The sequence below is a fragment of the Oceanobacillus iheyensis HTE831 genome, from assembly GCF_000011245.1.
GTDB classification, from domain to species: Bacteria; Bacillota; Bacilli; order Bacillales; family Amphibacillaceae; genus Oceanobacillus; species Oceanobacillus iheyensis.
Genome location: NC_004193.1, coordinates 3,104,375 through 3,130,716, shown reverse-complemented (window position 1 = coordinate 3,130,716; position 26,342 = coordinate 3,104,375). Strand labels below are relative to the sequence as shown.

Sequence of the window (26,342 nt, the reverse complement as noted above, 5' to 3'; positions counted from 1 at the left end):
ATCGACCATGAAATATAGAAAAAGTTAAGCGCGCTAACTTTAAGTGTAAAAGAAGACGATAGCTCTAGCAGGGACAGCGTGGGGATAAAGGTTCTTCATTAGTCGAAGTTGTTGCTGTTAAAAAATGTCCGTCTGCAATAAAAACCAAATACAATCAGATTTTATATTAAATATCTTAAATTGATGAAAATGATCCAGTTAAGTGATCAAATGTTACGATTTTGTGAATGAATGAAGAACTTTACAAGAAAATCTTGTACTTTTTGTCAAAAATTTGTAAACTATTGAATACATGGGCTCACTCATGTTTACTAGGACAAAAAAACAGCCAGCTATCGATACCCTCGATACTGGCTGTTTTTTTGTGTGAATTCTAATGTAACCTAGAAGAATTCATCAAAGATTTTTTTCATGAAGCCCTTCTGATCATTTTCTTCTTCCTCTAGATCTTCGGGATGATTTCTATCTGTACAGTAGCCGAGTGGTTCTGTACCTTTCTCAAAAAACATAATACGACTTTGGCCACAGGAGGATGTAGCTCTCTTTCCGCTCACAGGATCAATTGGTAAGCCGATTACCCCAGAAGGCATCGCAAATGTGTGTTTGCTTGATGGTTCGTGAATAGCTTCCATATAATTAGCCCAGATTTGTTTAGAGAAAGTAGTTTCTTGAACTTGCGTTATTTTACGGTGATCATCATAACCTACCCATATACCAGTAACAACCTCCGGACTATAACCTACCATCCAGCTATCGTAATCTGTCGTACCTGATTTACCAGCATAAATGTTGGAAAGTTGATGATTAATCGTCGAACCAGTAACACTTGTATAATTATTTAATTCTTCATCAAACATACCGGTCAATAATTGAGTAAGTATAAACGTATTTTTCTCGTCTAAAACTTGATCTAATTTATCATTATCATGCTCATAAACTGTATTTCCTTTTTTATCGATTATTTTTCGTATGGTATAGGGTTCAATTTCTTTTCCACCGTTAGCTATCCTGCCATAAGCTTGCGTTAATTCTAAGACGCTAATAGATGAAGTACCTAAAGCTAAGGAAGGTACAGCATCAAGTTCACTTGTAATACCAAAATCTTTAGCTGTTTCCACTAGATTTTTCGGCCCAAGATACAAATTAGTCTTTACTGCATAGATATTATCAGAAAGTGCAATCGCTTGTGCTAGAGTAATTGGGCCATTCGCGTAATAGCCGTTAAAATTTCCAGGCTGATAGGTTGTCCCATCTTCTAAAGTAAATGTCGTCGCCTCGCTCACCAATCGAGTACTTGGTGTATAACCATTCTCGAGAGCTTCATAATAAAGGATTGGTTTGAAAGAAGAACCTGCCATTCTTTTTGATTTGGTAGATCGATTATAACTACTGGTTAGGTAATTTTTTCCGCCAGTCATGGCAGTAATTTCTCCAGTTTTAGGGTTAATAGACACCCCAGCTGTTTCTAAATCCTCTGAACCATTCATATTCTTGGATACTGCCTCATCCATTTCTGATTGATGAGATAGATCTAATGTAGTATATAATTCATATCCACCTGATTGTATTTCTTCAGTAGCAATGTCTAATAGTTCAGCAGCTTCTAAAACCGCTTCATCGGAGAAGTATGGTGCAACTTCTTCCTCTGCAGCAGTTTCAGCATAGATTAATTTTTCTTGGGTTGCACGATTGTACCCCTCTTGTGTAATCACACCATGTTGAAGCATTTCAGATAATATAAGTTGTTGACGTTCATTAGCCAATTTTTCATTATTTAATGGAGAATAATAGGTGGGTCCTTTAGGAATTCCTGCTAGCATTGCTGCTTGCGCTAATGATAAATCTGTTGCTGTCGTATCAAAAAAATAACGACTAGCAGCTTCAATTCCATAAGCGCCATGTCCGTAATAGATGGTATTTAGATATCCTTCTAAAATCTCTTCTTTTGAGTAAAACATTTCTAAACGTATAGCATAAAAAGCCTCCTGTATTTTTCGAGACCATTTTTTTTCAGGAGAGAGATAAAGATTCCTTGCATATTGTTGTGTTATTGTACTAGCTCCTTCTTTTAAGGAACCATGCGTTATATTTGTCCAAATCGCTTTTGCGATTCGTTGATAATTAAATCCATTATGTTCAAAAAACTGCTGATCTTCGATAAGTAAGGTGGCTTGGATGATATTTTTGTTCATATCTTCAAGCGGGACCCATTCCATGGAGTTTAACAAGCGTTCTTCTCCAATTTTTTCATCATATCGATCGTAGACGGTTGTTGGTTGTTTACCAGCTAATTCTGGTGGTCCGAGTAGATAAGAAATGATATATGTACCTAGTATAGCCGTTATAACTAAACCAACGATTACCCATATAATGGTTCTTATTCTTTTCCAAATTTTCGATTGCTTCATCATATTCGTCTCCATTACTTTTCAAGCGTTATATAACCATTATTGGAAAGGAATCATGAATATAAACGTTTGTTCGAAAATTCTTGCACTAACGAATAGTATTGATTATCACCACCGTTTATCGCTATAATAGGTACATTAATAAAATAGTGCGAAATAAACTGTAATTTAACAAAGAAGAATAGTCGAGTTCTTGACGAGCTATATACGAATCCTTCGCAGGAATTAAAAAATGGTAAGGATGTAATAACGAAACTGAGGCGATGCTATGACAAAAGGACGAAAAGAAGTAAATATTGAACTGAAGACAATGATTCATGACATAGAGACTGGGGATAAAGAAACACAGAAACAATCGTTCTCAGGAGAATTAATGGTTCAAGGAAAGTTTGATGTTTTACGATATACAGAGGTTTTAGAGGACGGACAAAAAATTCAAAATATGATTACGATCCAACCAGAAAGAGTGGCTATTCGACGATCAGGTGCAATTAAGATGAGTCAACAATTTCAAGAAAATAGCCGAACGGAAAATATTTACCAACATATGCACGGAAGCATGCGCATGGAAACTTTTACAAACAGGATTTCTTTTGAAAAAGAAAATGACGATAAAGGAAATCTACAAATGGATTATAAAATGAAACTCAATGGACAATTAGAAAGAGAACATAGATTGGTACTGACATATTCTTAGGAGGACATCGACATGAACGTATTAGAACAAACGGAACAAAAATTAAAAGAACAAATTCATCATGCTGTTATTCACGCGGAACTAGCAACAGAGGATCAGGTACCTGATATCATTCTGGAAAAACCGAAAGATAAAGCTCATGGAGACTTCGCTACTAATATCGCGATGCAACTAGCACGAGTTGCCAAAAAAGCACCTCGACAAATTGCAGACGACATCGCCAGCAAGCTAAATAAATCAGAAGCGTCTGTTGAAAAAGTTGAAATTGCAGGGCCTGGATTTATTAATTTTTTCATGAAGCAAGACTTCTTAGGTGAAGTGATTGATACCGTATTATCTGCAGGTGATAATTACGGAAAATCAACAGGTGGAAATGGAGAAAAAGTCCAAGTAGAATTTGTATCTGTAAATCCAACCGGGGACTTGCATTTAGGGCATGCTCGAAATGCTGCTTTTGGGGATGTGCTTTGTAATGTATTTGCAGCTGCTGGTTATGAAGTTGAGAGAGAATATTATATTAATGATGCAGGAAACCAAATAAACAATCTTGGATTATCTGTAGAAGCACGTTACTTGCAAGAAATTGGTCAAGATGTGGATATGCCAGAGGATGGTTATCAAGGTCAAGCCATTATCGAAATTGCTAAAGAGCTAGTGAAGAAAGATGGAGAAAAATGGGCGGATAAAGATCATGAAGAACGCTTAGATTTCTTTAAAGAGTATGGTTTAAAAGCATCATTAAGAAATATCGAATCGGATTTAAAAGACTTTCGTGTAGAATTTGATCATTGGTTCTCCGAGCGTTCTCTATTTAAAGATGGACAAATTGATGACACATTAGCCGTGCTTGATGATGGTGGCTATACATTTGAAAAAGACGGAGCACTTTGGTTTAAAACGACGGAATTCGGTGATGATAAAGACCGCGTATTAATTAAAGGTGATGGGAATTATACTTATTTAACCCCAGATATCGCATACCACAAAAACAAGCTAGATCGCGGATTTGATCGTATTATAAATGTATGGGGATCAGACCATCATGGCTATATTCCACGTATGCGTGCTGCTCTTCAAGCATTGGGATATCCAGTGGAAAAATTTGATGTGAAAATTATTCAAATGGTAAATCTATTTGAAGCAGGCGAAAAAGTGAAGATGAGTAAGCGTACAGGAAAGGCTGTTTCACTTCGAGAATTGATGGATGAGGTAGGAATTGATGCAGTTCGATATTATTTCGTTGCACGTTCCAACGATTCACAATTAGATTTCGATATGGATTTAGCAAAGTCGCAATCTAACGACAACCCAGTGTACTATGCACAATACGCACATGCACGTATTTGCACCATGCTTTCTCAGGCAAAAAGTAAAGGATTCAATACCGAAGCTGAATTTGATGCATCTTTATTAACAGCTGAGAAAGAATTAGATCTATTGAAGAAAATTGGTGAGCTTCCACAAATGATAGTTGATGCTGCTGATAAGCATACACCACATAAAGTGACTCAATATATCTTTGAACTTGCTACATTATTACACAGCTTCTATAATGCTGAAAAAGTATTAGATGCGGATAATGAAGCTAGAACACATGCACGAATAGCTCTAATGAAAGCTGTTCGTCAAACACTCGCAAATGCTATGACAATTATCGGAATCTCTGCACCAGAGAAAATGTAAATAATCTTAGAAAGCCTATCCCTTTTCGATTTCAAAAGGGGGTAGGCTTTTTTGGGAGTCCAGAAAAAATGATAGGTAAGCCTTATTACGTTTCGTTAAACGGAAGCAACAATTACATGAACAATCTCCCTAAAATGAATTTTTAAAATTTTACCTAAAATATATTGACTGAATGATCATTCATGTTTAAAGTAATAGATAAGGATTTCTTTCACGCAAGAAAATGTAATCGTTATCAAAAGGATACTACACAAAGAGGGGGAGCAGACGGTGGATACTTTTCTAATTATCAATTGGATTGCATTTTTGGCTATTACTATTTATGCTTTTTATTTATTTGCCAAAGTAATTGCAACCCGAATCGCTTATATTAGGCTAGGAAAGAAATCAGAGTTTGATGGTGAATTTAAATTGCGCTTGAAGCGAATTGGAAAAATTGTATTTGGTCAATCCAAACTTCTGAAGGATAAGAAGTCTGGAGCAATTCACGTTATGATGTTCTATGGTTTTATTTTAGTTCAATTTGGTGCAATTGATATGTTTGTAAAGGGTTTATCTCCAGGTAATCATCTGCCATTTGGTATGTTTTATCCTGGATTTGTATTCTTTCAAGAACTAGTAACCTTGATGATTTTAGTTGCAGTTATTTGGGCGTTTTATCGTCGATATATGGAAAAGCTAGTGCGACTTAAAAGGGGATTCAAAGCAGGATTAGTGTTAATTTTTATCGGTACATTAATGGTCTCTGTGCTATTTGGAAATGGTATGGCAATGATTTGGCATGGGCATGAGATTACCTGGGCCGAGCCTGTTGCTAGTGTATTTGCTCTTGCTTTTAGTTGGGCGTCAGCAGAAACAGCTACCGTATTGTTTTACATTGCTTGGTGGGTACATACAATTACCCTCCTTACCTTTTTAGTTTATGTTCCACAATCAAAGCACGCCCATTTAATCGCTGCGCCGATTAATGTATTTTTGAGTAAAAAAGTTCCAGGTAAATTGAAGAAATTAGATTTTGATATGGAAAATGTAGATGAAGAAAGTGAAGAGGAAATTGCTTTCGGTGTTGGGAAAGTAGAAGATTTTGAACAGCATCAAATGATTGATTTTTATGCGTGTGTAGAATGTGGACGTTGTACGGATGTTTGCCCAGCCTCAGGTACAGGGAAAATGTTATCTCCAATGGATATCATGATTAAAGTTCGTGATCATTTAACAGAAAAAGGAGCTGCGATAACCGGTAAATCATCTTGGGTGCCGTCTTATGCATTTTCGGGTAGTGCTGGGAATCAAGCTTCAGCGGATAAAGAAGTTGCTGCAACTATTCAAAGCTCTAGTTTGATTGGTGATGTAATCACAGAAGAGGAACTTGCTGGATGTACAACTTGTCGTAACTGTGAGGATGCCTGCCCAGTAAATAATGAACACGTGGGTACGATTATTGATATGCGTCGTTACTTAGTTATGACAGAAGGAAAAATGGATTCAGATATCCAACGTGCTGTTACGAATATCGAGAGACAAGGTAACCCTTGGGGACTTTCCAAAAAAGATCGCGTAAAATGGCGCGATGAAGATGAATCTGTTTATATTCCTACGGTAAAAGAATTGAAGAAAGAAGATAAGTCGTTTGAATATCTATTCTGGGTAAGTTCTATGGGTGCCTTTGATAGCCGCAGCCAAAAAATTGCCCTTGCTTTTGCAAAGCTAATGAATCAAGCTGGTGTAAGCTTTGCTATCTTAGGGAATACAGAAGCAAACTCTGGAGATACAGCTCGTCGTATTGGTAATGAGTTTTTATTCCAAGAAATTGCTGAGAAAAATATTAAGCAATTTAATAAACATGACGTCAAGAAAATTGTCACGATTGATCCGCATGCTTACAATATATTTAAGAATGAATATCCTGACTTTGGATTTGAAGCAGAAGTATATCATCACACACAAATGCTTTATGATCTAGTAATGTCAGATAGACTTAAACCAGAAAGAGCAATAAACGAAAGGTTAACCTATCACGACTCTTGTTATCTAGGAAGGTATAATGGTGTGTATGATCCACCACGAGAAATTTTAAAATCCATTCCTGGTCTAGAGTTAGTAGAAATGAATCGTAGTCGTGAGAACGGTATGTGCTGTGGTGCTGGTGGTGGCCTGATGTGGACGGAAGAGACTACGGGAGGAAGAATTAATGTGGCTCGTACGGAACAGGCATTGCAAGTAGAACCGACTATGATATCTAGCGCTTGCCCATACTGCCTCACGATGTTGAGTGATGGAACAAAAGCAAAAGAAGTGGAAGAGGATATCGGTACAATGGATGTAGCTGAAATACTAGCAATCTCTGTATTGGATAAAGAAGAGGTAAAAACAGCATAATGTGTTTCTTCCAACGGCCACAATTTTAAATTTAAATTGAAGCAGAGGCTTAGGTGAACATAGTAGTCCTTTGGGGGAAGTGGTTATCAATCTTATCTTCTTGTTTCCATGAGCTATCAGCCGTTTTTATCAAAAACTTTTGGTTTTGACCGATCCCCTTTCGTCTTTGATAAATATGGAAGTAGGGAGGTATATCCTCTCTATTTTCCCATGTCAATATTGAACGAGCGTTCAATCATTATAAGGAGGTAAGAAAATGAGAAAATCAGTAATCGTATCTGGTGCGCGAACACCTTTTGGGAAATTTGGTGGAGCTTTAAGGCCGTTAAAAGCAACAGAGCTTGGAGGTATTGCAATTAAAGAAGCCATGGAACGAGCAAATATTGCAAATGATGTCGTTGATGAGGTAATCATGGGAACCGTATTACAAGGCGGTCAAGGACAAATCCCATCACGTCAAGCGGCAAGAATTGCTGGTCTTCCATGGGAGACGCGATCGGAAACAATTAATAAAGTATGCGCATCTGGAATGCGAAGTGTTACGTTAGCAGATCAGTTAATCCGTCTAGGAGAAGAGGAGATCATTGTAGCAGGTGGAATGGAGAGCATGAGTAATGCCCCGTACTTTTTACCGGATGCACGTTGGGGAAACCGAATGGGAGATAAATCGGTTGTAGATATGATGGTTCATGATGGTCTTACTTGTACATTTACAGGAAATCATATGGGGAACTATGGTAATTCTACAGCAGAAGATTTAGAGATTTCTAGAAAGCGCCAAGATGCTTGGGCATTTCGCAGTCATCAAAAATCGGTTGAAGCCATCGAATCGAATAAGTTTGCTGATGAGATTGTACCTGTAGAAATTCCTAATCGAAAAGGCGATCCAATAATAGTTGATACAGATGAAGCACCACGTAAAGATACGACGATAGATAAATTATCATCCTTACGTCCAGCATTTGATAAAGAGGGATCGATAACTGCGGGGAATGCTCCTGGAGTAAATGATGGAGCGGCAGCATTTGTCGTCATGTCGGATGAAAAAGCTGCGGAATTAAATAAAGAACCCCTTGCTTATATTCTCGGTCATGCAGAAGTTGCTGTAGAAGCAAAGGACTTCCCGCAAACACCCGGAATTGTAATTAATAAATTGTTAGAAAAAACGGGCACTTCTAAAGAAGAAATTGACCTATACGAAATCAATGAAGCATTTGCAGTTGTTGCGCTTGCGAGTGGACAGATTGCAGATATCGATGAAGAAAAAATAAATGTAAATGGTGGAGCCGTTGCACTTGGTCATCCAATAGGGGCAAGTGGAGCACGTATCATTCTTACGCTTATCCATGAATTAAAACGTCGTGGCGGCGGAAAGGGAATCGCTGCTATTTGTAGTGGAAGTGGGCAAGGAGATGCCATTCTTATTGAAGTACCAGCTGAAAATTAACGAGGAGGGATAACTATGAATATCCAAAATGTTATGGTGGTCGGAGCAGGACAAATGGGCGCAGGTATTGCGCTTGTTTGTGCTCGTTCGGGTTACCAAGTTTACCTATTTGATGAAAGTAAAGAAGCACAGCAACGAGGATATGCGCAAATTGAAAAAATACTAGAAAAAGATGTAACCAAAGATAAGATCTCTGAAACAGAAAAAAACCAAGCATTAAACCGGATTACGTTAGCTAACGAAATCAAAGAAGTAGGAAATTGTGATATGGCGATAGAAGCTGTAGTCGAAAATATGAACGTGAAGATGTCTGTTTTCCAAGAGTTAGATAAATATGCACCTAGTCATGCTATATTAGCCTCCAATACATCATCATTACCAATTACAGAAGTAGCAGCAGTAACAAATCGACCACAACAAGTTATCGGCATGCACTTTATGAACCCAGTACCGATCATGAAACTAGTGGAAATTATTCGTGGCTTAGAAACAAGTGATGAAACGTATCAATTTGTTCATGAAATGTCAGAATCATTAGGTAAATCAACTGTTGAGGTACGAGATTTTCCGGGATTTGTAGCCAATCGTGTCTTGATGCCGATGATAAATGAAGCCGTTTACACCGTATTTGAAGGTGTGGCTTCTCCGCAAGATGTAGATCAAGTAATGAAGCTAGGCATGAACCACCCGATGGGACCTTTACAACTTGCTGATTTTATTGGATTGGATACATGTCTATATATTATGGAGGTATTACATGAAGGATTTGGAGATAGTAAATACCGCCCGTGTCCATTATTAAGGCAGTATGTTAAAGCAGGTCGTCTAGGTAAGAAAGTAGGTCGGGGTTTTTACACATATGATTAATACTCACTAGAGAGAGGTGTCTGTCATGTCGATGTTAATGCTATCTGATGAACAAAAAATGTTACAAAAAATGGTGCGTGATTTTGCAACACAAGAAGTGATTCCAGAAGTAGAGCGAATGGAATCAGAAGATCGTTTTCCGAAAGAATTAATCCAAAAAATGGGGGAGCTTGGATTAATGGGAATTCCTATTCCAGAGGCATATGGAGGGAGTGGGATGAGTTATACCTCATATATTCAAGTCATCCATGAAATATCTAAGTTTAGTGCTACCTTAGGGGTAATCCTATCGGTACATACATCGGTTGGAACAAATCCGATTTTGTATTTTGGTACAGAAGATCAAAAACAAAGGTTTATACCTAAATTAGCAAAAGGAGAGTATTTAGGTGCTTTTGCTTTAACTGAATCAGGATCAGGGTCGGATGCAAGTAGTATGAAAACCACTGCTAAATTAATAGATGATATGTATGTTTTGAATGGATCAAAGGTTTTTATTACCAATGGAGGAGAAGCAGATACGTATATTACATTTGCTCGAACCGGTGATTCGCCAAAAGACATCAGTGCATTTATCGTCGAAAAAGACGCTCCTGGTTTTATTATTGGAAAAAAAGAAAAGAAAATGGGATTGCATGGATCGAATACAGTGGAAATTATCTTTGAAAACTGTCGAATTCCGAAAGAAAACCTACTAGGCGAAAGAGGCAAGGGATTTAAGATTGCAATGGCAAATCTCAATATAGGTCGTATTGGTATTGCTGCTCAAGGACTTGGAATAGCAGAAGCAGCATTAAATTATGCAGTTACTTATGCAAAAGAGAGAGAACAGTTTGGGAAGCCCATCGCAGCGAACCAGGGGATATCTTTTAAATTGGCCGAGATGGCAACGAATGTAGAGTCTGCGAAGCTATTAACATATCAGGCTGCTGCATTGATTGAAGCGGGAAAGCAATGTGGTAAAGAAGCATCAATGGCAAAAATGATGGCAACAAAAACAGCAATGAATAATGCAATAGAAGCAGTTCAAGTATTTGGCGGATACGGTTATACAAAGGAGTATCCTGTAGAAAGATTATTCCGGGATGCAAAAGTTACAGAAATATACGAAGGTACCAATGAAATTCAGCATATTGTAATTGCAAAACATCTACTAAATGATGAAGGGATGCATGGTTAATGAATTTTCAATTAACAGAAGAACAAGAAATGCTGCGTAAAATGGTCCGCGATTTTGCGGAAAAAGAAGTTGCACCTACAGCATCTGAGCGTGATGAGGAAGAACGCTTTGACCGTTCTATCTTTGATCAAATGGCACAGTTAGGTTTAACCGGTATCCCGTGGCCAGAAGAATATGGTGGGATTGGTTCGGATTATTTGAGCTACGTTATTGCGGTAGAAGAACTTTCTCGTGTATGTGCATCTACAGGAGTAACATTGTCAGCTCATTTATCTTTAGCAAGCTGGCCGATATTTAAATATGGAACAGAAGATCAAAAGAAAAATTTCTTGCAACGATTAGCCACAGGTGAAGCATTAGGGGCCTATGCTTTATCTGAGCCAGGAGCTGGAAGTGACGTTGTATCCATGAAAACCACAGCAAGAAGAGACGGTGAAGATTTTGTCATTAATGGGAATAAGGTATGGATTACCAATGGTGGCGTAGCTGATATTTATATTGTATTTGCGAAAACTGACACGGATGCAAATCATAAAGGAATTAGTGCATTTATTATTGAAAAAGGTACAGAAGGATTCAGGTTTGGGAAAAAGGAGAAAAAGCTCGGCATTCGTTCATCACCGACCACCGAATTAATTTTTGAAAACTGTCGAATTCCTAAATCGAACTTACTTGGTAATGAAGGAGAAGGATTTAAAATTGCCATGACTACATTAGATGGAGGAAGAAATGGCATTGCTGCACAAGCTGTAGGTATTGCGCAAGGCGCATTGGATGCTGCTTCGGATTATGCCAAAGAACGCCAGCAATTTGGTAAGCCGATTGCTGAAAATCAAGGAATCTCTTTTAAACTAGCAGATATGGCAACAGAGATAGAGGCAGCCCGTCTATTAACTTATCAAGCAGCTTGGCTGGAATCAGCTGGTTTACCGTATGGTAAAGCTTCTGCCATGTCGAAGTTATTTGCTGGAGATGTGGCAATGAAAAGTACTGTAGAAGCAGTTCAAGTATTTGGTGGCTATGGATATACCAAAGATTATCCAGTAGAAAGATATATGCGCGATGCTAAAATCACGCAAATTTATGAAGGAACAAATGAGGTACAACGGCTGGTGATCGGTAGAATGGTAACTAAATAATGACAGAATTAAAGTAAGGAAAGGAGGACCTCATAAAAATGGCAGAAGATCGAATTCTTTCATCGGTCAAGGATCAGCAACTTGTTAGTAAGCGACGTAATCAAATAATTAAAGGTGCCATGCGCTTGTTCCAAGAAAAAGGTTTCCATCGCACAACGACTAGAGAAATAGCGAAGGAATCAGGTTTTAGTATCGGTACATTATATGAATATATACGGACAAAAGAAGATGTTTTATTTTTAGTATGTGAGTCGATTCATGATCAAGTAAGAGATCGAATAGCAGATTCTATGGAAGTAGAAAATCCTTCGATAGAAAGTATGCGTATGGCCGTTCGATCTTTTTTCTACCTTATGGATGATATGCAAGATGAAATATTAATGTTGTATCAGGAGACTAAATCACTTAAAAAGGAAACAAGAGACTTTGTTTTGCAGCAAGAAAGAGCCGTGGTTGATATAATGATAAAATTATTATCAACCTGTCTAGAAAGAAATAAACAAGATAAAGAAATATGTCTTATTGCCAATAATATTGTTGTTGGAGGTCATATGTGGGGATTCCGGCGTTGGATCATCCAAAAAGAATTTACACTTGAAGAATACATTGATTTACAAATGAAACATTTACAGCAACTCACTAAATAAAATCGTGATAATTATCCATGTGGTAAATGGCATGTTGACGAAAGGTCGAAATATGTGGATTATGGAAGTAAAAAGTTGAGAATTAAATTTCTCAACTTTTTATGTCTTATATGTGGAATATTGCATCTATCTTTGTTTATAATGTAAAATATGTTTATCAAGTTGTAATCATCTGCAATTGTCTTGCATAATAGACAAGAGTGAACGGACATTTATTTAATGATTAATTATGAGCAAGGTAGATGTCCGCAGAATAAAGTTTTATGTTATTGTAGATGAGTTAATTTCATAAACATAGTTATTAATGTAATTATGGAATTGATTCAGGTAGTAATAGTTCAACTATGAACTGGATATACAAAAGGTACATAGGCAGTAAGATTTGCCTTGATTATATTTGCTAAGGGAGTGCATGAACGTGAGTTTGCAACAATTAACCCATGATGAGATTGACCATTTATCCATGATTGAGCTAGGAGTAAAAATTCTTAAAGAAGAAAACAAAGCAATGAATTATAAGGTAATATTCAATAAGATTGCTGAGTTGAAAGATTTTACCGATGAGCAAAAACAAAATATGATGGCACAATTCTATACGGATATGAATGTGGATGGTCGTTTTCTTACATTAGGTTCTGGTATGTGGGGATTGAAACGATGGTATCCGGTAGAACAAGCAGAGGAAGAAATTACGGAAGAACCGAAGAAAAAAACGAAGAAGAAAAAGAAGAAAGCAGAAGTCATTGATGACGTGGATGATGACCTGGATGTAACAGATGATGAAATCGATGATATTGTTAGCGATCTAGGTGATGATTTAGATGATGACGATTTTGAAGATGATTTAGATGAAGATTTAGAGGATCTTGAAGATGAAGTCGATGAGCTTGAAGCGGATGAAGATGTAGAAGATGAAAACGATGATGACAATACTCGTTAAGAAGTCTTGACATTTTACAAGACAATGAGTACAATCTTTATTGGGCTCTTTGAATCGAAATACAAAGCGTTTTCCCAGTTAAATGGGGGAACGCTTTTCTTATTTTATTTTCCCCTTTAGCCATACTAGGAATAATAAAATATCATAGATAGAAAGAAGGATGAAGAACGTGACAAAGTATATCTTCGTTACTGGAGGAGTAGTATCTTCTCTAGGTAAAGGAATAACAGCAGCATCTTTAGGTCGTTTACTGAAAAACCGTGGATTAAGTGTGACTATCCAAAAATTTGATCCATATATTAATGTGGATCCTGGAACAATGAGTCCATATCAACATGGTGAAGTATTTGTAACACAAGATGGAGCGGAAACGGACTTAGACTTAGGTCATTATGAACGCTTTATTGATATTAACTTGAACAAATACAGTAACATTACAACAGGAAAAGTTTATTCAAGCGTTATTCGTAAGGAACGTCGCGGAGATTATCTTGGTGGTACTGTTCAAGTAATTCCTCATATAACGAATGAGATAAAAGATCAAGTGTTTCGAGCAGGTGAAGCAACTGGTGCAGATGTAGTAATTACAGAAATTGGTGGAACAGTTGGGGATATTGAATCTCTTCCATTCCTTGAAGCCATTCGTCAAATAAAAAGTGATGTGGGTCGTGACAGTGTTATGTATGTACATTGTACATTAGTTCCCTATATTAAAGCAGCTGGCGAAATGAAAACTAAACCAACCCAACACAGTGTTAAAGAATTACGTTCACTGGGAATTCAACCAGATGCGATTGTATTACGTACAGAAATGGCGATAAGCAAAGATATGAAAGAAAAGATTGCTTTATTCTGTGATATTGATGATAAATCAGTTATTGAAATGCGTGATGCGGACACACTTTACCAAGTACCAATCGCTCTACAAGAAGAAAAGCTAGATCAAATTACTTGTAATCATTTTGGACTTGATTGTCCAGAAGCGGATATGGAAGAATGGAAAGGTCTTGTGAATAAGGTCCGTAACTTAAGTAAAACAACTCATATAGGACTTGTTGGTAAGTATGTAGAACTTCCAGATGCTTATTTATCTGTTGTAGAGTCTTTAAAACATGCAGGATATGATTATGATACTGATGTGAAGATACATTGGATTAACTCGGAATTACTATCTGAAGAGCAAATTAAAGAGGAACTATCCAAAGTGGACGGTGTATTAGTTCCAGGTGGATTCGGAGATCGAGGTATTGATGGAAAAATTGAAGCGATTCGTTATGCTCGTGAGAACAATATTCCGTTCTTTGGTATATGCTTAGGAATGCAATTAGCTTCTGTAGAATTCGCTCGTAACGTGGTGGGTCTTTCTCAAGCCCATTCAGCGGAAATCAATCCACATACACCGCATCCAGTCATTGATTTACTACCAGAACAAAAGGATATCGAGGATTTAGGTGGTACCCTTCGTTTAGGTGCATATCCTTGTAAACTTGTTGATGGTACAAAAGCGAAAGAGGCATATGATGGTGCAGATGTTATTGAAGAAAGACATCGTCATCGTTATGAATTTAATAATGTATATAGAGATCAAATGGCGGAGAAAGGTTTTGTGTTTTCTGGTACAAGCCCAGATGGTCGTTTAGTGGAAACAATTGAAGTGAAAGACCATCCGTGGTTTGTAGCTTGTCAATTCCATCCAGAATTTACTTCACGCCCAACTCGTGCACAAAGCTTATTTAAAGGGTTTATTGGCGCTTCCGTCGACTATCGTAAAGGTTAATAATTTTATCATAAAACTGCTCAAATTTTTATTGTTTGAGCAGTTTTTTGTATAGAGAATTAACAAATTTATGTGCAGTGTATCACTATATTAGATGTTTTTAAAGCAGACGATTACTAACAGTTACTATTATTTTCCATTTTAAATTGGTAAAATTAGAATAAGTTATTACCATTTTTAGTAATAGGGGTTTGTAGAAAACTCTTTTTTTATTTAGCAGGATTATTTTTTGTAGTCATCGAATTTTATTACTACAAGAAATAAAACACAGGGGGAGAAAAGTTATGGGGAATTCAATTTTAGTAGTAGATGATCAACCAGGTATCAGATTGTTATTAAGTGAAGTGCTATCAAATAAAGGGTATACAGTAACCCTTGCAGAAACTGGAAAAGATGCAATCGATAAGCTAGGTGAAAAATTATATGATTTAGTGATTTTAGATTATAAGCTTCCTGTGTTGGATGGTAAGGAGGTAATTAAGCAAATGGACTCTTCCAAATACAATACAAAGATTGTTGTTATGAGTGGAATGGCCGAAAGTATTCAAGAAGAAATAGCAGAATATAAAGTTGAAAAATTGATATCAAAACCGTTTAATTTAAATGATTTGTGCTCCGATGTAGAAGGTATATTAGAAGATTAATACAGATAGAATGAATCTAACTTGTTGCACCAGAGACTGGTAGTTGGTATTCTTAATAATGTAATAAAAATGATATTGTTTTTTATTGCTATGTAAATATAAGGAGGAACTTTTCATGCCTTTAGTATCAATGAAGGAAATGCTCGAAAAAGGTAAAGAGAATGGCTATGCGGTAGGTCAGTTTAATATAAACAATCTAGAGTATGTACAAGCTATTCTTCAAGCTGCGGAAGAAGAGAAGTCACCAGTTATTCTTGGTGTTTCTGAAGGAGCTGGAAAATATATGGGTGGTTTCAACGTAGTCGTTGCTATGGTGAAATCATTAATGGATTCTTATGGTACAACTGTACCGGTTGCGATTCATTTAGATCATGGATCTAGCTTCCAAAAATGTGCAGAAGCAATCCATGCTGGTTTTACTTCTGTTATGATAGATGGATCTCATTCTCCAATCGAAGAAAATATCGCCGTTACAGGAAAAGTTGTTGAATTAGCGCAAATCCACGGTGTATCTGTTGAGGCAGAAGTTGGAACTGTTGGTGGGGAAGAAGATGGAGTAATCGGCGGAATTATGTATGCTGATTTAGAAGAGTGTCAACGTCTTGTTAAAGAAGCTGAAATAGATTGCTTAGCTCCAGCACTAGGTTCCGTTCATGGAGAATATCAAGGAGAACCAAATCTAGGATTTAAAGAAATGGAAGAAATTTTAAACGCAGTTAATGTACCTTTAGTACTTCATGGTGGTACAGGAATTCCAACAAAGGATATTCAAAAAGCTATCTCTTTAGGAACTGCTAAAATTAATGTAAATACTGAAAATCAATTAGCTCAAACAAGAGCAGTAAGAAAGACATTAGAAGAAAAACCAAATCTTTATGACCCTCGTAAGTACTTAGGGCCAGGAACTGCAGCAATTAAAGAAACCGTAAAAGGTAAAATGCGTGAATTTGGTTCTTCTAACCAAGCATAATCACATAAATGAAATCAAAGAGCTGTACCAATGGTGCAGCTTTTCCAACAGTTTTCACAAAAAAGCGAGGAGGAATTGTAATGAAATTTTTTATTGATACAGCTAATATTGATGATATTCGAGCTGCGAATTCATTAGGTATACTAGCAGGTGTAACAACAAACCCGAGCTTAGTGGCTAAAGAAGGAGTTTCTTTCCACGATCGTTTACGTGAAATTACAAAAGAAGTATCTGGCTCTGTGAGTGCAGAAGTTATTTCTGAAGATGCAGAAGGCATGATAGAAGAAGGAAAAGAGTTAGCAGCTATTGCTCCTAACATTACAGTAAAAGTTCCAATGACATTAGAAGGCTTAAAAGCCGTTAAAGTTTTTAGTGAGTTAAATATCAAAACAAATGTAACACTTATTTTTAATGCGAATCAAGCGCTACTTGCAGCACGTGCTGGTGCGACATATGTATCTCCGTTTTTAGGCCGTTTAGATGATATTGGACAAGATGGCATGACTCTAATTTCTGCCATTGCTGAAATTTTTGATAGACACAGTGTGTCCACAGAAATTATTGCAGCATCTATACGCCATCCACTTCATGTAACCGATGCTGCACTTAATGGTGCACATATTGCGACTATTCCTTACAAAGTATTGGAACAACTTGTGAAGCACCCACTTACAGATCAAGGTATCCAAAAATTCCTAGATGATTGGAATAGCCAAAAATAATTACATGAATTTGGTAAATTAGGAAACACTACAAATGTAATGATGTTAAACAAGCCTACTAACAACATACAGTGTGTTCAACAAAGAACACCTCTTTAGGAATGAGGTTTTCATATGCAAAAATTATTAATTGAAGGTGGTCATGATCTAACTGGCCAAGTTCGAATTAGTGGAGCCAAGAACAGTGCGGTTGCTTTACTTCCTGCTGCAATATTGGCGGATTCAGCCGTGACGATTGAAGGATTACCAGAAATTTCTGATGTAGATACATTAGGGGATTTGCTTGAAGAAATTGGAGGTAGTGTATCTAGAGATGGACAAGATATCACTATTCATCCTGAGAAGATGATGGCAATGCCTTTACCAAACGGCAAGGTTAAAAAACTTCGTGCATCCTATTATTTTATGGGGGCAATGCTTGGTAAATTTAACAAAGCAGTAATTGGTTTACCTGGAGGATGTTTTTTAGGACCACGCCCAATAGATCAACATATCAAGGGTTTTGAAGCGCTGGGTGCAGAGGTTACTAATGAACAAGGTGCAATTTACTTGCGAGCAAACGAATTGCGTGGAGCGCGTATCTATCTTGACGTTGTTAGTGTTGGTGCAACGATAAATATTATGTTGGCAGCAGTAAAAGCAAAGGGAAGAACTACCATTGAGAATGCTGCTAAAGAGCCAGAAATTATCGATGTAGCAACACTACTGACGAATATGGGAGCAAAAATTAAAGGTGTAGGTACCGACGTGATACGTATTGATGGAGTTCCTTCTTTACATGGTTGCCGTCATACGATTATTCCTGATCGAATAGAAGCTGGTACGTATGCAATTGCTGCAGCAGCGAAAGGGAAGGAAGTAATTATTGATAATGTGATTCCACAGCATTTAGAATCACTAATTGCAAAACTTCGTGAAATGGATGTAACCATTGAAGAAAGTGATGAACAATTATATATTGCACGAAACCGACCACTAAAGAGTGTGGATATTAAAACGTTAGTATACCCTGGGTTTCCAACAGATTTACAACAACCATTTACTTCTTTACTAACACAAGCGACCCATTCTGGTGTAATTACAGATACAATTTATTCTGCTAGACTAAAACATATTGATGAATTACGTAGGATGAATGCCGTAATTAAAGTTGAAGGCGGGTCGGTGATCGTTTCCGGTCCTGTTCAATTAGAAGGTGCACGTGTAAAAGCAAGTGATCTTCGTGCAGGAGCATCTCTGATTATTGCTGGTCTGTTAGCTGATGGTATTACTGAAATAACTGGACTGGATCATATAGATAGAGGATATGAAAGATTAACAGAGAAATTATCTTCATTAGGCGCGAATATTTGGCGTGAAGAAATGACAGATATAGAAATAATGCAAGATCAAAATATGTAAATATCCATTTCACACATTAACTATTACTTAATGGGATGAGTATAGGTAGATGTGTTCAAAAAGGTAGAATTTTTGACCATCCTCTAATAAAGGAAAGGGAGATGTTTGAAATGGAAAGAAGTTTATCAATGGAACTAGTACGTGTAACCGAGGCGGCAGCATTACAATCTGCTCGTTGGATGGGTAGAGGAGTAAAAGATGAAGCTGATGACGCTGCAACTACTGCGATGCGTACGGTGTTTGATACCATTCCAATGGAAGGTACCGTAGTAATTGGCGAAGGAGAAATGGACGAAGCCCCAATGCTTTATATTGGAGAAAAGTTAGGCACTGGGGACGGTCCAGGAGTAGATGTTGCCGTAGATCCATTAGAAGGTACTGAAATAGTTGCTCAAGGAACGTGGAATGCCCTAGCTGTTATTGCTATTGCAGATAGAGGGACATTACTGCATGCGCCAGATATGTATATGGAAAAAATTGCAGTAGGCCCCGATGCGATAGGTAAAATTGATATAAATGCTCCAGTAGTTGATAACCTTAAAGCAGTAGCAAAGGCAAAAAATAAATCGATTGAAGATGTAGTAGCTACAGTTCTTGATCGCCCACGTCATCAAAAACTTATAGATAAAATTCGTGCTTCTGGTGCAAGAATTAAATTGATTCCTAATGGAGATGTAGCAGCAGCAATCAATACTGCTTTTGATGATACAGGTGTGGATATACTATTAGGATCTGGTGGTGCACCAGAGGGTGTTTTAGCAGCTGCAGCGTTAAAATGTTTAGGTGGAGAACTTCAAGGGAAGTTAGTACCATCGAATGATGATGAAATTAAACGATGTCATGATATGGGTATCACTGATTTAAATAAAGTATTTTACATGAATGACTTTTGTAGCGGAGACGATGCTATTTTTGCAGCCACTGGTGTTACAGATGGAGAGTTATTAAAAGGAGTTCAGTTTAAAGGGAAGAAAGCAACAACTTCTACGTTAGTAATGCGTGCGAGAAGTGGAACTGTTCGTTTCATTGATGGAACTCATAGTTTGCAGAAAAAACCGGATCTCGTAATCAAGCCATAATTTAAATAAAGAAGATGTTTCCCAAAAATAATTTGTTTTGATAGATTTTTTAATGTCTATAAAAAATTCAATCGACATATTTTTGGGGACAACTTCTACAATTTTTATTCCTTTCCAAATTTTCCTCTACTATTTGACAAAAAAGTCTATTGAATCTTTACTTCTAAAAGAGTATGATAATAGATGTTTAATATAGGCAAGAATAGGTTAATCTGGTTGAATACAACTAAGAATAAAAGTGTGTTTTCAAAAGGGATGATCTTTTTGAACAACCTCTTAAAACAACTTCGAATCGCTTCTGTTAAACTCAAAATAATCTTCTAGTAACCTTCCAATTTAGATGGATAATCGATAAGGTATATGCGTTTTAGTGAAAGAAAATAAAGAAAAAATGTAATAAAACAAGAATCTAGACAGGCGTGGTGATTTAGTGGAAACATTAACAATCTCTAATTTAGAGACAATGACATTAAAGGAAATTTATGCGTTGGCGAAGGAATATAAAGTTTCTTATTATGCTAAGCTGACAAAAAAAGAACTAATCTTTGCTATTTTAAAAGCCCAAGCGGAAAAAGATGGATTTCTATTTATGGATGGTATCCTTGAAATTATACCTTCGGAAGGTTTTGGTTTTCTACGTCCAATTAATTATTCTCCAAGTGCAGAAGATATCTATATTTCAGCTTCCCAAATACGTCGATTTGATTTAAGAAACGGTGATAAAGTTTCTGGTAAGGTACGTCCTCCTAAAGAAAATGAAAGATACTATGGATTACTTCATGTCGATGCAGTTAATGATGAAGATCCTGATTCTTCCAAAGAACGAGTTCATTTCCCTGCATTAACAGCCTTATATCCAAATCGTACGATACAACTCGAGACAAAAACACATCAATTATCTACTCGAATTATGGACTTGATGACTCCAGTTGGTTTTGGACAACGTGGATTAATTGTTGCTCCACCAAAAGCTGGTAAGACAATGTTAATTAAAGAAATTGCGAACAGCATCTCTAAAAATCATCCTCACGCTAAACTAATTATTTTATTAGTAGATGAGCGACCGGAAGAAGTGACAGATATTGAACGCTCTGTGTCAGCGGATGTTGACGTTGTTAGCTCGACATTTGATGAAGTTCCGGAGAGTCACATAAAGGTTTCGGAATTGGTATTAGAACGTGCAATGCGTTTAGTTGAACATAAACGTGATGTTATTGTACTTATGGATAGTATTACTCGACTAGCAAGAGCATATAACCTAGTGATTCCTCCAAGTGGGCGAACACTTTCTGGCGGTATTGACCCAGCAGCATTTCATCGTCCAAAACGTTTCTTTGGCGCTGCACGTAATATCGAAGAGGGTGGTAGTTTTACAATTCTGGCAACTGCTCTCGTTGATACTGGATCTCGCATGGATGATGTTATCTATGAAGAATTTAAAGGTACAGGGAATATGGAGTTGCATCTTGATCGTCATCTTGCCGATCGACGTATATTCCCAGCAATAGATATTATGCGTTCGGGTACACGTAAAGAAGAGTTGTTAGTTGGAAAAAGCCATCTCGATAAAATGTGGGCTATTCGTAAAACAATGCAGGATTCCCATGATTTCTTAGATCGTTTCTTAAAACGACTAAAACAATCGAAAAGTAATGAAGAATTCCTCCAATTAATGGAAGAAGAAATGAAAAGAAAAGGAATTTCTCGATAGTTTAGTCTGAAGTTAAATTTCTTTCTGGTTTCAAACAAATAACTAACCATGAATTTATTTCTATTAATACAGATGAGTAATATCCTCCTGTTGCATTTAGTACGGGAGACTGTTATAATCTTTCTATGTGAGTTTAGAAAAGGTGTACCCAACCGCCTATGACGACTCTTACAATAACTCTGTTTCCAAGGGATTCAGGGCAAAAAGGAGCGGAAATACAATGAAAAAGGATATCCATCCAGAGTACAAAAAAGTAGTATTTCTAGATACTAGTACGAATTTCAAATTCTTAAGTGGTTCTACTAAAGGATCTGACGAAACAATTGAGTGGGAAGATGGAAACACATACCCATTAATTAAAGTGGAAATCAGTTCTGATTCTCACCCGTTCTACACTGGTAAGCAAAAAGCTGACAAAGTTGGCGGACGTGTGGATCGCTTTAAGAAAAAATATAATCTTCAATAAGAAAGTTGCTCAACGTAAGATTATGTTGAACGCTTCCTAAAAAAGGCAGGCAAAATGTCTAATTTTGCCTGTTTTTTTACTTTCATTATTGTTAAAATAAGCTACATATGATGTCGTGATGAAATATATATCATCTACATATACTTGCGAGTACGAGCTAAAAGGAACGTAACGTTGCTCAGGATGTGGTGGCTTCGATGGTTTTCTATTCCGAAGTGATTATTTCAACGACTTTTGAGCACAGTCTGGTGCGGAGGAATATCTTGAGAGGGGATCTTCACATGTATGTAATGAAACAAAATGGCTGGGTAGAATTAATTTGTGGAAGTATGTTTTCTGGGAAATCAGAAGAATTAATTCGTCGTGTACGTCGTGCGACATATGCCCATATTAACGTAAGAGTATATAAACCAGCAATCGATGACCGCTATGATGATAAAGCAATTGTGTCACATGATGGGACTTCCACAATGGCACGCCCAATTCACGATGCTGTAGAAATATTAGAAGATGTGGATAACAATGTAGAAATTGTTGGTATTGATGAAGTACAATTTTTTGATAATAATGTCGTAGATGTAATAGAGGAGCTTGCTGATCGTGGTATTCGCGTAATTGTAGCAGGTCTTGATTTAGATTTTCGTGGAGAACCTTTTGAACCTGTGCCGAAGATTATGGCATTAGCAGAATCCGTAACAAAATTAAATGCAATTTGTCCTATATGTGGTTCACCTGCAAGTCGCACACAACGACTTATTGACGGTAAGCCAGCTTCGTATAACGATCCTATCATTTTGGTTGGTGCTTCTGAATCCTATGAACCAAGATGCAGACATCATCATGAAGTTCCTTTTCGTCCAGAAAATAATTTTGCAACGAAATCTTGGGATGCATTAAAAAGTTAATAGAAAAAATAAGAATGGATAGTTAAGTAATGAGAAAACTTATACTATCCTTTTTACATACTGGTTTATCCTAGGTGGTCAATTGACCCAAGGACTCCCATATAATATAATAATACTGTTAATCAGAAAGAGGTGTATGTCCGATGTTAGATCGTTTGCAATCGTTAGAGGACAGATATAATAAATTAAATGAAATGCTTAGTGACCCAGAGGTTATTAACGATTCTAAAAAACTTCGTGAGTACTCGAAAGAACAATCTGGCTTAGAAGATGTCGTTCAAGCTTATCGTGAGTATAAAGAAGTAACAGAACAATTAAATGATGCAAAAGAAATGATGGAAGATAAATTAGACGATGAAATGTATGAAATGGTGAAAGCAGAAATCGCTGAACTAAATGGACGAAAAGAAGAGCTAGAGTCCAGTATGAAGATTCTTCTTTTACCTAAAGATCCTAATGATGATAAGAACGTATTTATGGAAATACGTGGTGCAGCTGGAGGAGATGAAGCTGCTTTATTTGCGGGTGATTTATACCGCATGTATTCTCGATATGCAGAACACCAGGGGTGGAAAATTGACGTCATGGAAGCAAGTTCCACAGGTGTAGGCGGCTATAAAGAGGTCATCTTTATGATTAATGGATCCGATGTTTATTCGAAATTAAAATATGAAAATGGGGCTCATCGAGTTCAACGGGTACCAGAAACAGAATCTGGAGGACGTATACATACTTCAACAGCAACTGTAGCTGTGCTTCCAGAAGCAGAAGAGGTAGAAGTAGAAGTTCATGATAAGGATATCCGTGTAGATACATTTGCATCCAGTGGTCCAGGAGGACAAAGTGTAAATACAACGATGTCTGCTGTTAGACTTACGCATGTTCCAACTGGAATTGTAGTATCCATCCAAGATGAGAAATCCCAAATTAAAAATAAAGAAAAAGCAATGAAAGTATTACGTGCACGTATCTATGATAAATTTCAACAAGAAGCACAAGCGGAGTATGATGAAAATCGTAAATCTGCGGTTGGTTCAGGCGACCGTTCTGAACGAATTCGTACGTATAATTTCCCGCAAAATCGTGTAACGGATCACCGAATTGGCTTAACGATTCAAAAATTGGATCAAATTATGCAAGGGAAGTTAGATGAATTTATTGATGCTTTAGTAATGGAAGAACAAACGAATAAATTAGAGCAGATAGGTGAGTAATTAAATGAGCGAGAAATATTTTGAAGTCCTTCAACGGGCTTCTCTTTTTTTAGAAAAGGCTGGGCGCGAACCAAAAGTTGCAGAGATACTCCTATTACATCATTTACAAATATCAAAAGAGCAATTGTTAATGAAATGGAGAGATTCCATTCAAGAAAGTAGCGTTGAAGCAATTGAGAAAGATATTCTTACCCATGTAGAGACTGGTGTTCCAGTTCAACATTTAACCAAAGAAGAACATTTTTATGGTCGCGTATTCGAGGTTAATCAGCATGTATTAATTCCTCGTCCGGAAACAGAAGAGTTAGTCCAACAAGTAATCCAACAAGCCAAGACAATGGAGCAACCAATAACCATTGTTGATGTTGGAACGGGTAGCGGAGTTATTGCAATAACATTAGCACTTGAGCTTCCAGGCTCACGCGTTTTTGCGACGGATATTTCAGAAAAAGCATTAGCTGTTGCCAAAAGAAATGCTCAAGCGATGAAGGCGGACGTAACTTTCCTGGAAGGGAACTTTCTAGAGCCATTTTTAGATATAAATCAAACAGCAGATATCATTGTTTCCAATCCACCCTATATACCTTGGTCACAATCTGAAGAGTTACAAGATACCGTTAAAAATTTTGACCCTGAATTAGCATTATTTGCAGAGAATAATGGCTTAGCAGCCTATCATGCTATTTTAAGACAAATGAAGACGATGAAATTATCTGATCAATCTATCTTAGCTTTTGAAATCGGATTTGATCAGTCAGAAGCAATTACCAATATGATTAGACAGAACCTACCTTCAAGAGAAGTATTTACGGTAAAAGATATAAATGACAAAGACCGAATTCTGTTAGCTTATGTTATAAGAGGTTAAAAATAAAATTACAAAAAGAGAAATCAAAAGTTTGGTAAAATGTCGGATGATAACTAGAATAAGCGTAAGAAATAAAAGGATGCTCACCAGTTGGATAAGTAGAGTATATTTCTGAAGCGGCTTTTCAAAGATCATTTATTGAGATTTATCTTTGCGTAAATACTTTCTTGATCTGAGCTAATTTTATAATGTAAGTTCTAATTAAAAACGAATGATTAGTAAGATTATAAAGGTCAATGTATGGACTACAGGGATTCTTGGCTTTGATTGTAATGGAAGACGGCGACTCTTGGAGGAATAGCATGGGCTGAAGATCCACTTGAAAAGTGCTCTTCTTTTCAAGTTAGCTGAGGCCGTTCCTGCTAAAAAGCGTCCGTCTGCAATGAAAATCAAACGCACAACATTCGGATCTTATACCAAATAGATTAATTATGAAATTGACTAAAAACTAGTTAAAAAAAATTGATAGATTCATAGTATAAATAATTATCTTCTTGTCCAGACTGTTGATGAACAGATGGAAGGGAGATTTTTTTATGAAAAAGCTTTGGTTATTATTTGGATTATTAGTAGGATTATTTTTTCTTATACCGTTAGTTGCTTTTACATCTAGTTCGGAAGAAAATAACGAATTTCAAGTCATTCCTGACGAAGCTATTCGTCTTCGGATTTTAGCAAATAGTGATAATGATAGAGATCAAGAAATAAAACACAAAGTACGTGATGAAATTAATGAAGTAGTTACAGAATGGGTGCAAGATATTGATGATATTGAAGAAGCGAGACAATTAATTCAATCGAGAATATCAGAATTAGAAACAGTGGTTGATGAGGTGTTGAACGAAGAAGGAGAAGAAGTTGGGTATGCTGTAGAATACGGTGACAATATATCCTTCCCAGCAAAATTATATGGGAATTATTTATACCCAGCAGGAGAATATGAGGCAATTCTAGTAACACTAGGTGAAGGTTCAGGTTCAAACTGGTGGTGTGTGTTATTCCCGCCGTTATGCTTTCTCGATTTCTTTAACGGAACCTCTGTTGCAGCTGAAGGTGAAGAGCAAGAAGTAGATGAAGTAGAAGAAGAAGAGACCGAAGTAAAATTCTTTTTATTTGAATGGTTAGGATGGTCATAGTTTCTCTATTAGTTGCATAGAATAACAATAATTAGATAGAAGATTATCTACTAAACTTTTAA

22 protein-coding genes are annotated in these 26,342 nt (G+C 36.8%); 21 read left to right on the top strand and 1 reads right to left on the bottom strand.

Features of this window, described 5'->3' with window-relative positions:
- Positions 1–383: 383 nt before the first annotated feature.
- Entirely contained in the window at positions 384–2,408 is a 2,025-nt protein-coding gene (locus OB_RS15390) for a transglycosylase domain-containing protein (protein WP_152023720.1), read from the bottom strand.
- A 268-nt stretch (positions 2,409–2,676) separates the two neighbouring features.
- Between OB_RS15390 and OB_RS15385 the strand changes: the two genes are divergently transcribed.
- The 21 genes from OB_RS15385 to spoIIR all read left to right on the top strand — a co-directional run bounded on the left by OB_RS15385 (position 2,677) and on the right by spoIIR (position 26,280).
- The gene (locus OB_RS15385; protein WP_011067412.1) at positions 2,677–3,105 is read left to right on the top strand and encodes a DUF1934 domain-containing protein; all 429 of its coding nucleotides are present in this window, start codon (positions 2,677–2,679) and stop codon (positions 3,103–3,105) included.
- A gap of 12 nt (positions 3,106–3,117) precedes the next feature.
- A complete protein-coding gene (gene argS, locus OB_RS15380) occupies positions 3,118–4,788 on the top strand; it encodes an arginine--tRNA ligase (RefSeq protein ID WP_011067411.1) in 1,671 nt (556 codons plus the stop codon).
- 270 nt (positions 4,789–5,058) lie between these two features.
- Entirely contained in the window at positions 5,059–7,167 is a 2,109-nt protein-coding gene (locus tag OB_RS15375; protein WP_011067410.1) for a (Fe-S)-binding protein, read from the top strand.
- 256 nt (positions 7,168–7,423) lie between these two features.
- Positions 7,424–8,614: an acetyl-CoA C-acetyltransferase gene (locus OB_RS15370; protein ID WP_011067409.1), complete on the top strand. Its 1,191-nt coding sequence runs from the start codon at positions 7,424–7,426 to the stop codon at positions 8,612–8,614.
- A gap of 15 nt (positions 8,615–8,629) precedes the next feature.
- Positions 8,630–9,481 (top strand): 3-hydroxybutyryl-CoA dehydrogenase, encoded by an 852-nt coding sequence (locus OB_RS15365; protein WP_011067408.1) that lies wholly within the window; start codon positions 8,630–8,632, stop codon positions 9,479–9,481.
- A gap of 25 nt (positions 9,482–9,506) precedes the next feature.
- Positions 9,507–10,661, top strand: coding sequence for an acyl-CoA dehydrogenase (locus OB_RS15360; protein ID WP_041544333.1), 1,155 nt, complete (start codon positions 9,507–9,509; stop codon positions 10,659–10,661).
- Positions 10,661–11,800 carry an acyl-CoA dehydrogenase gene (locus OB_RS15355; protein WP_011067406.1) on the top strand — a complete coding sequence of 380 codons (1,140 nt, stop codon included), beginning with the start codon at positions 10,661–10,663 and terminating at the stop codon, positions 11,798–11,800. The genes OB_RS15360 and OB_RS15355 overlap by 1 nt, the downstream gene beginning before the upstream one ends.
- Positions 11,801–11,838: 38 nt before the next feature.
- Complete coding sequence (locus tag OB_RS15350) at positions 11,839–12,447, top strand: TetR/AcrR family transcriptional regulator (RefSeq protein WP_011067405.1); 609 nt, start codon at positions 11,839–11,841, stop codon at positions 12,445–12,447.
- A gap of 418 nt (positions 12,448–12,865) precedes the next feature.
- A complete protein-coding gene (gene rpoE, locus OB_RS15345; RefSeq protein WP_011067404.1) occupies positions 12,866–13,387 on the top strand; it encodes a DNA-directed RNA polymerase subunit delta in 522 nt (173 codons plus the stop codon).
- 169 nt (positions 13,388–13,556) lie between these two features.
- On the top strand, positions 13,557–15,164 hold the full coding sequence (locus tag OB_RS15340) for a CTP synthase (RefSeq protein ID WP_011067403.1): 1,608 nt from the start codon (positions 13,557–13,559) through the stop codon (positions 15,162–15,164).
- 284 nt (positions 15,165–15,448) lie between these two features.
- Positions 15,449–15,808 carry a response regulator gene (locus OB_RS15335; RefSeq protein ID WP_011067402.1) on the top strand — a complete coding sequence of 120 codons (360 nt, stop codon included), beginning with the start codon at positions 15,449–15,451 and terminating at the stop codon, positions 15,806–15,808.
- Positions 15,809–15,923: 115 nt separating this feature from the next.
- Positions 15,924–16,778 carry a class II fructose-1,6-bisphosphate aldolase gene (fba, locus tag OB_RS15330; RefSeq protein ID WP_011067401.1) on the top strand — a complete coding sequence of 285 codons (855 nt, stop codon included), beginning with the start codon at positions 15,924–15,926 and terminating at the stop codon, positions 16,776–16,778.
- A gap of 80 nt (positions 16,779–16,858) precedes the next feature.
- The gene (gene fsa / locus OB_RS15325; protein ID WP_011067400.1) at positions 16,859–17,500 is read left to right on the top strand and encodes a fructose-6-phosphate aldolase; all 642 of its coding nucleotides are present in this window, start codon (positions 16,859–16,861) and stop codon (positions 17,498–17,500) included.
- Between the two features lie 114 nt (positions 17,501–17,614).
- The gene (locus tag OB_RS15320; protein WP_011067399.1) at positions 17,615–18,901 is read left to right on the top strand and encodes a UDP-N-acetylglucosamine 1-carboxyvinyltransferase; all 1,287 of its coding nucleotides are present in this window, start codon (positions 17,615–17,617) and stop codon (positions 18,899–18,901) included.
- A gap of 110 nt (positions 18,902–19,011) precedes the next feature.
- Complete coding sequence (glpX, locus tag OB_RS15315) at positions 19,012–19,980, top strand: class II fructose-bisphosphatase (protein WP_041544332.1); 969 nt, start codon at positions 19,012–19,014, stop codon at positions 19,978–19,980.
- A 430-nt stretch (positions 19,981–20,410) separates the two neighbouring features.
- The gene (rho, locus tag OB_RS15310; RefSeq protein WP_011067397.1) at positions 20,411–21,691 is read left to right on the top strand and encodes a transcription termination factor Rho; all 1,281 of its coding nucleotides are present in this window, start codon (positions 20,411–20,413) and stop codon (positions 21,689–21,691) included.
- 220 nt (positions 21,692–21,911) lie between these two features.
- A complete protein-coding gene (locus tag OB_RS15305; protein ID WP_011067396.1) occupies positions 21,912–22,157 on the top strand; it encodes a type B 50S ribosomal protein L31 in 246 nt (81 codons plus the stop codon).
- Positions 22,158–22,438: 281 nt separating this feature from the next.
- Positions 22,439–23,062, top strand: a complete 624-nt coding sequence (locus tag OB_RS15300) for a thymidine kinase (protein WP_011067395.1) — start codon at positions 22,439–22,441, stop codon at positions 23,060–23,062.
- Positions 23,063–23,205: 143 nt separating this feature from the next.
- On the top strand, positions 23,206–24,276 hold the full coding sequence (prfA, locus tag OB_RS15295) for a peptide chain release factor 1 (protein ID WP_011067394.1): 1,071 nt from the start codon (positions 23,206–23,208) through the stop codon (positions 24,274–24,276).
- 4 nt (positions 24,277–24,280) lie between these two features.
- A complete protein-coding gene (prmC, locus tag OB_RS15290; RefSeq protein ID WP_011067393.1) occupies positions 24,281–25,144 on the top strand; it encodes a peptide chain release factor N(5)-glutamine methyltransferase in 864 nt (287 codons plus the stop codon).
- A 536-nt stretch (positions 25,145–25,680) separates the two neighbouring features.
- Positions 25,681–26,280 carry a stage II sporulation protein R gene (gene spoIIR / locus OB_RS15285; RefSeq protein WP_011067392.1) on the top strand — a complete coding sequence of 200 codons (600 nt, stop codon included), beginning with the start codon at positions 25,681–25,683 and terminating at the stop codon, positions 26,278–26,280.
- The last annotated feature ends 62 nt before the right edge of the window (positions 26,281–26,342 follow it).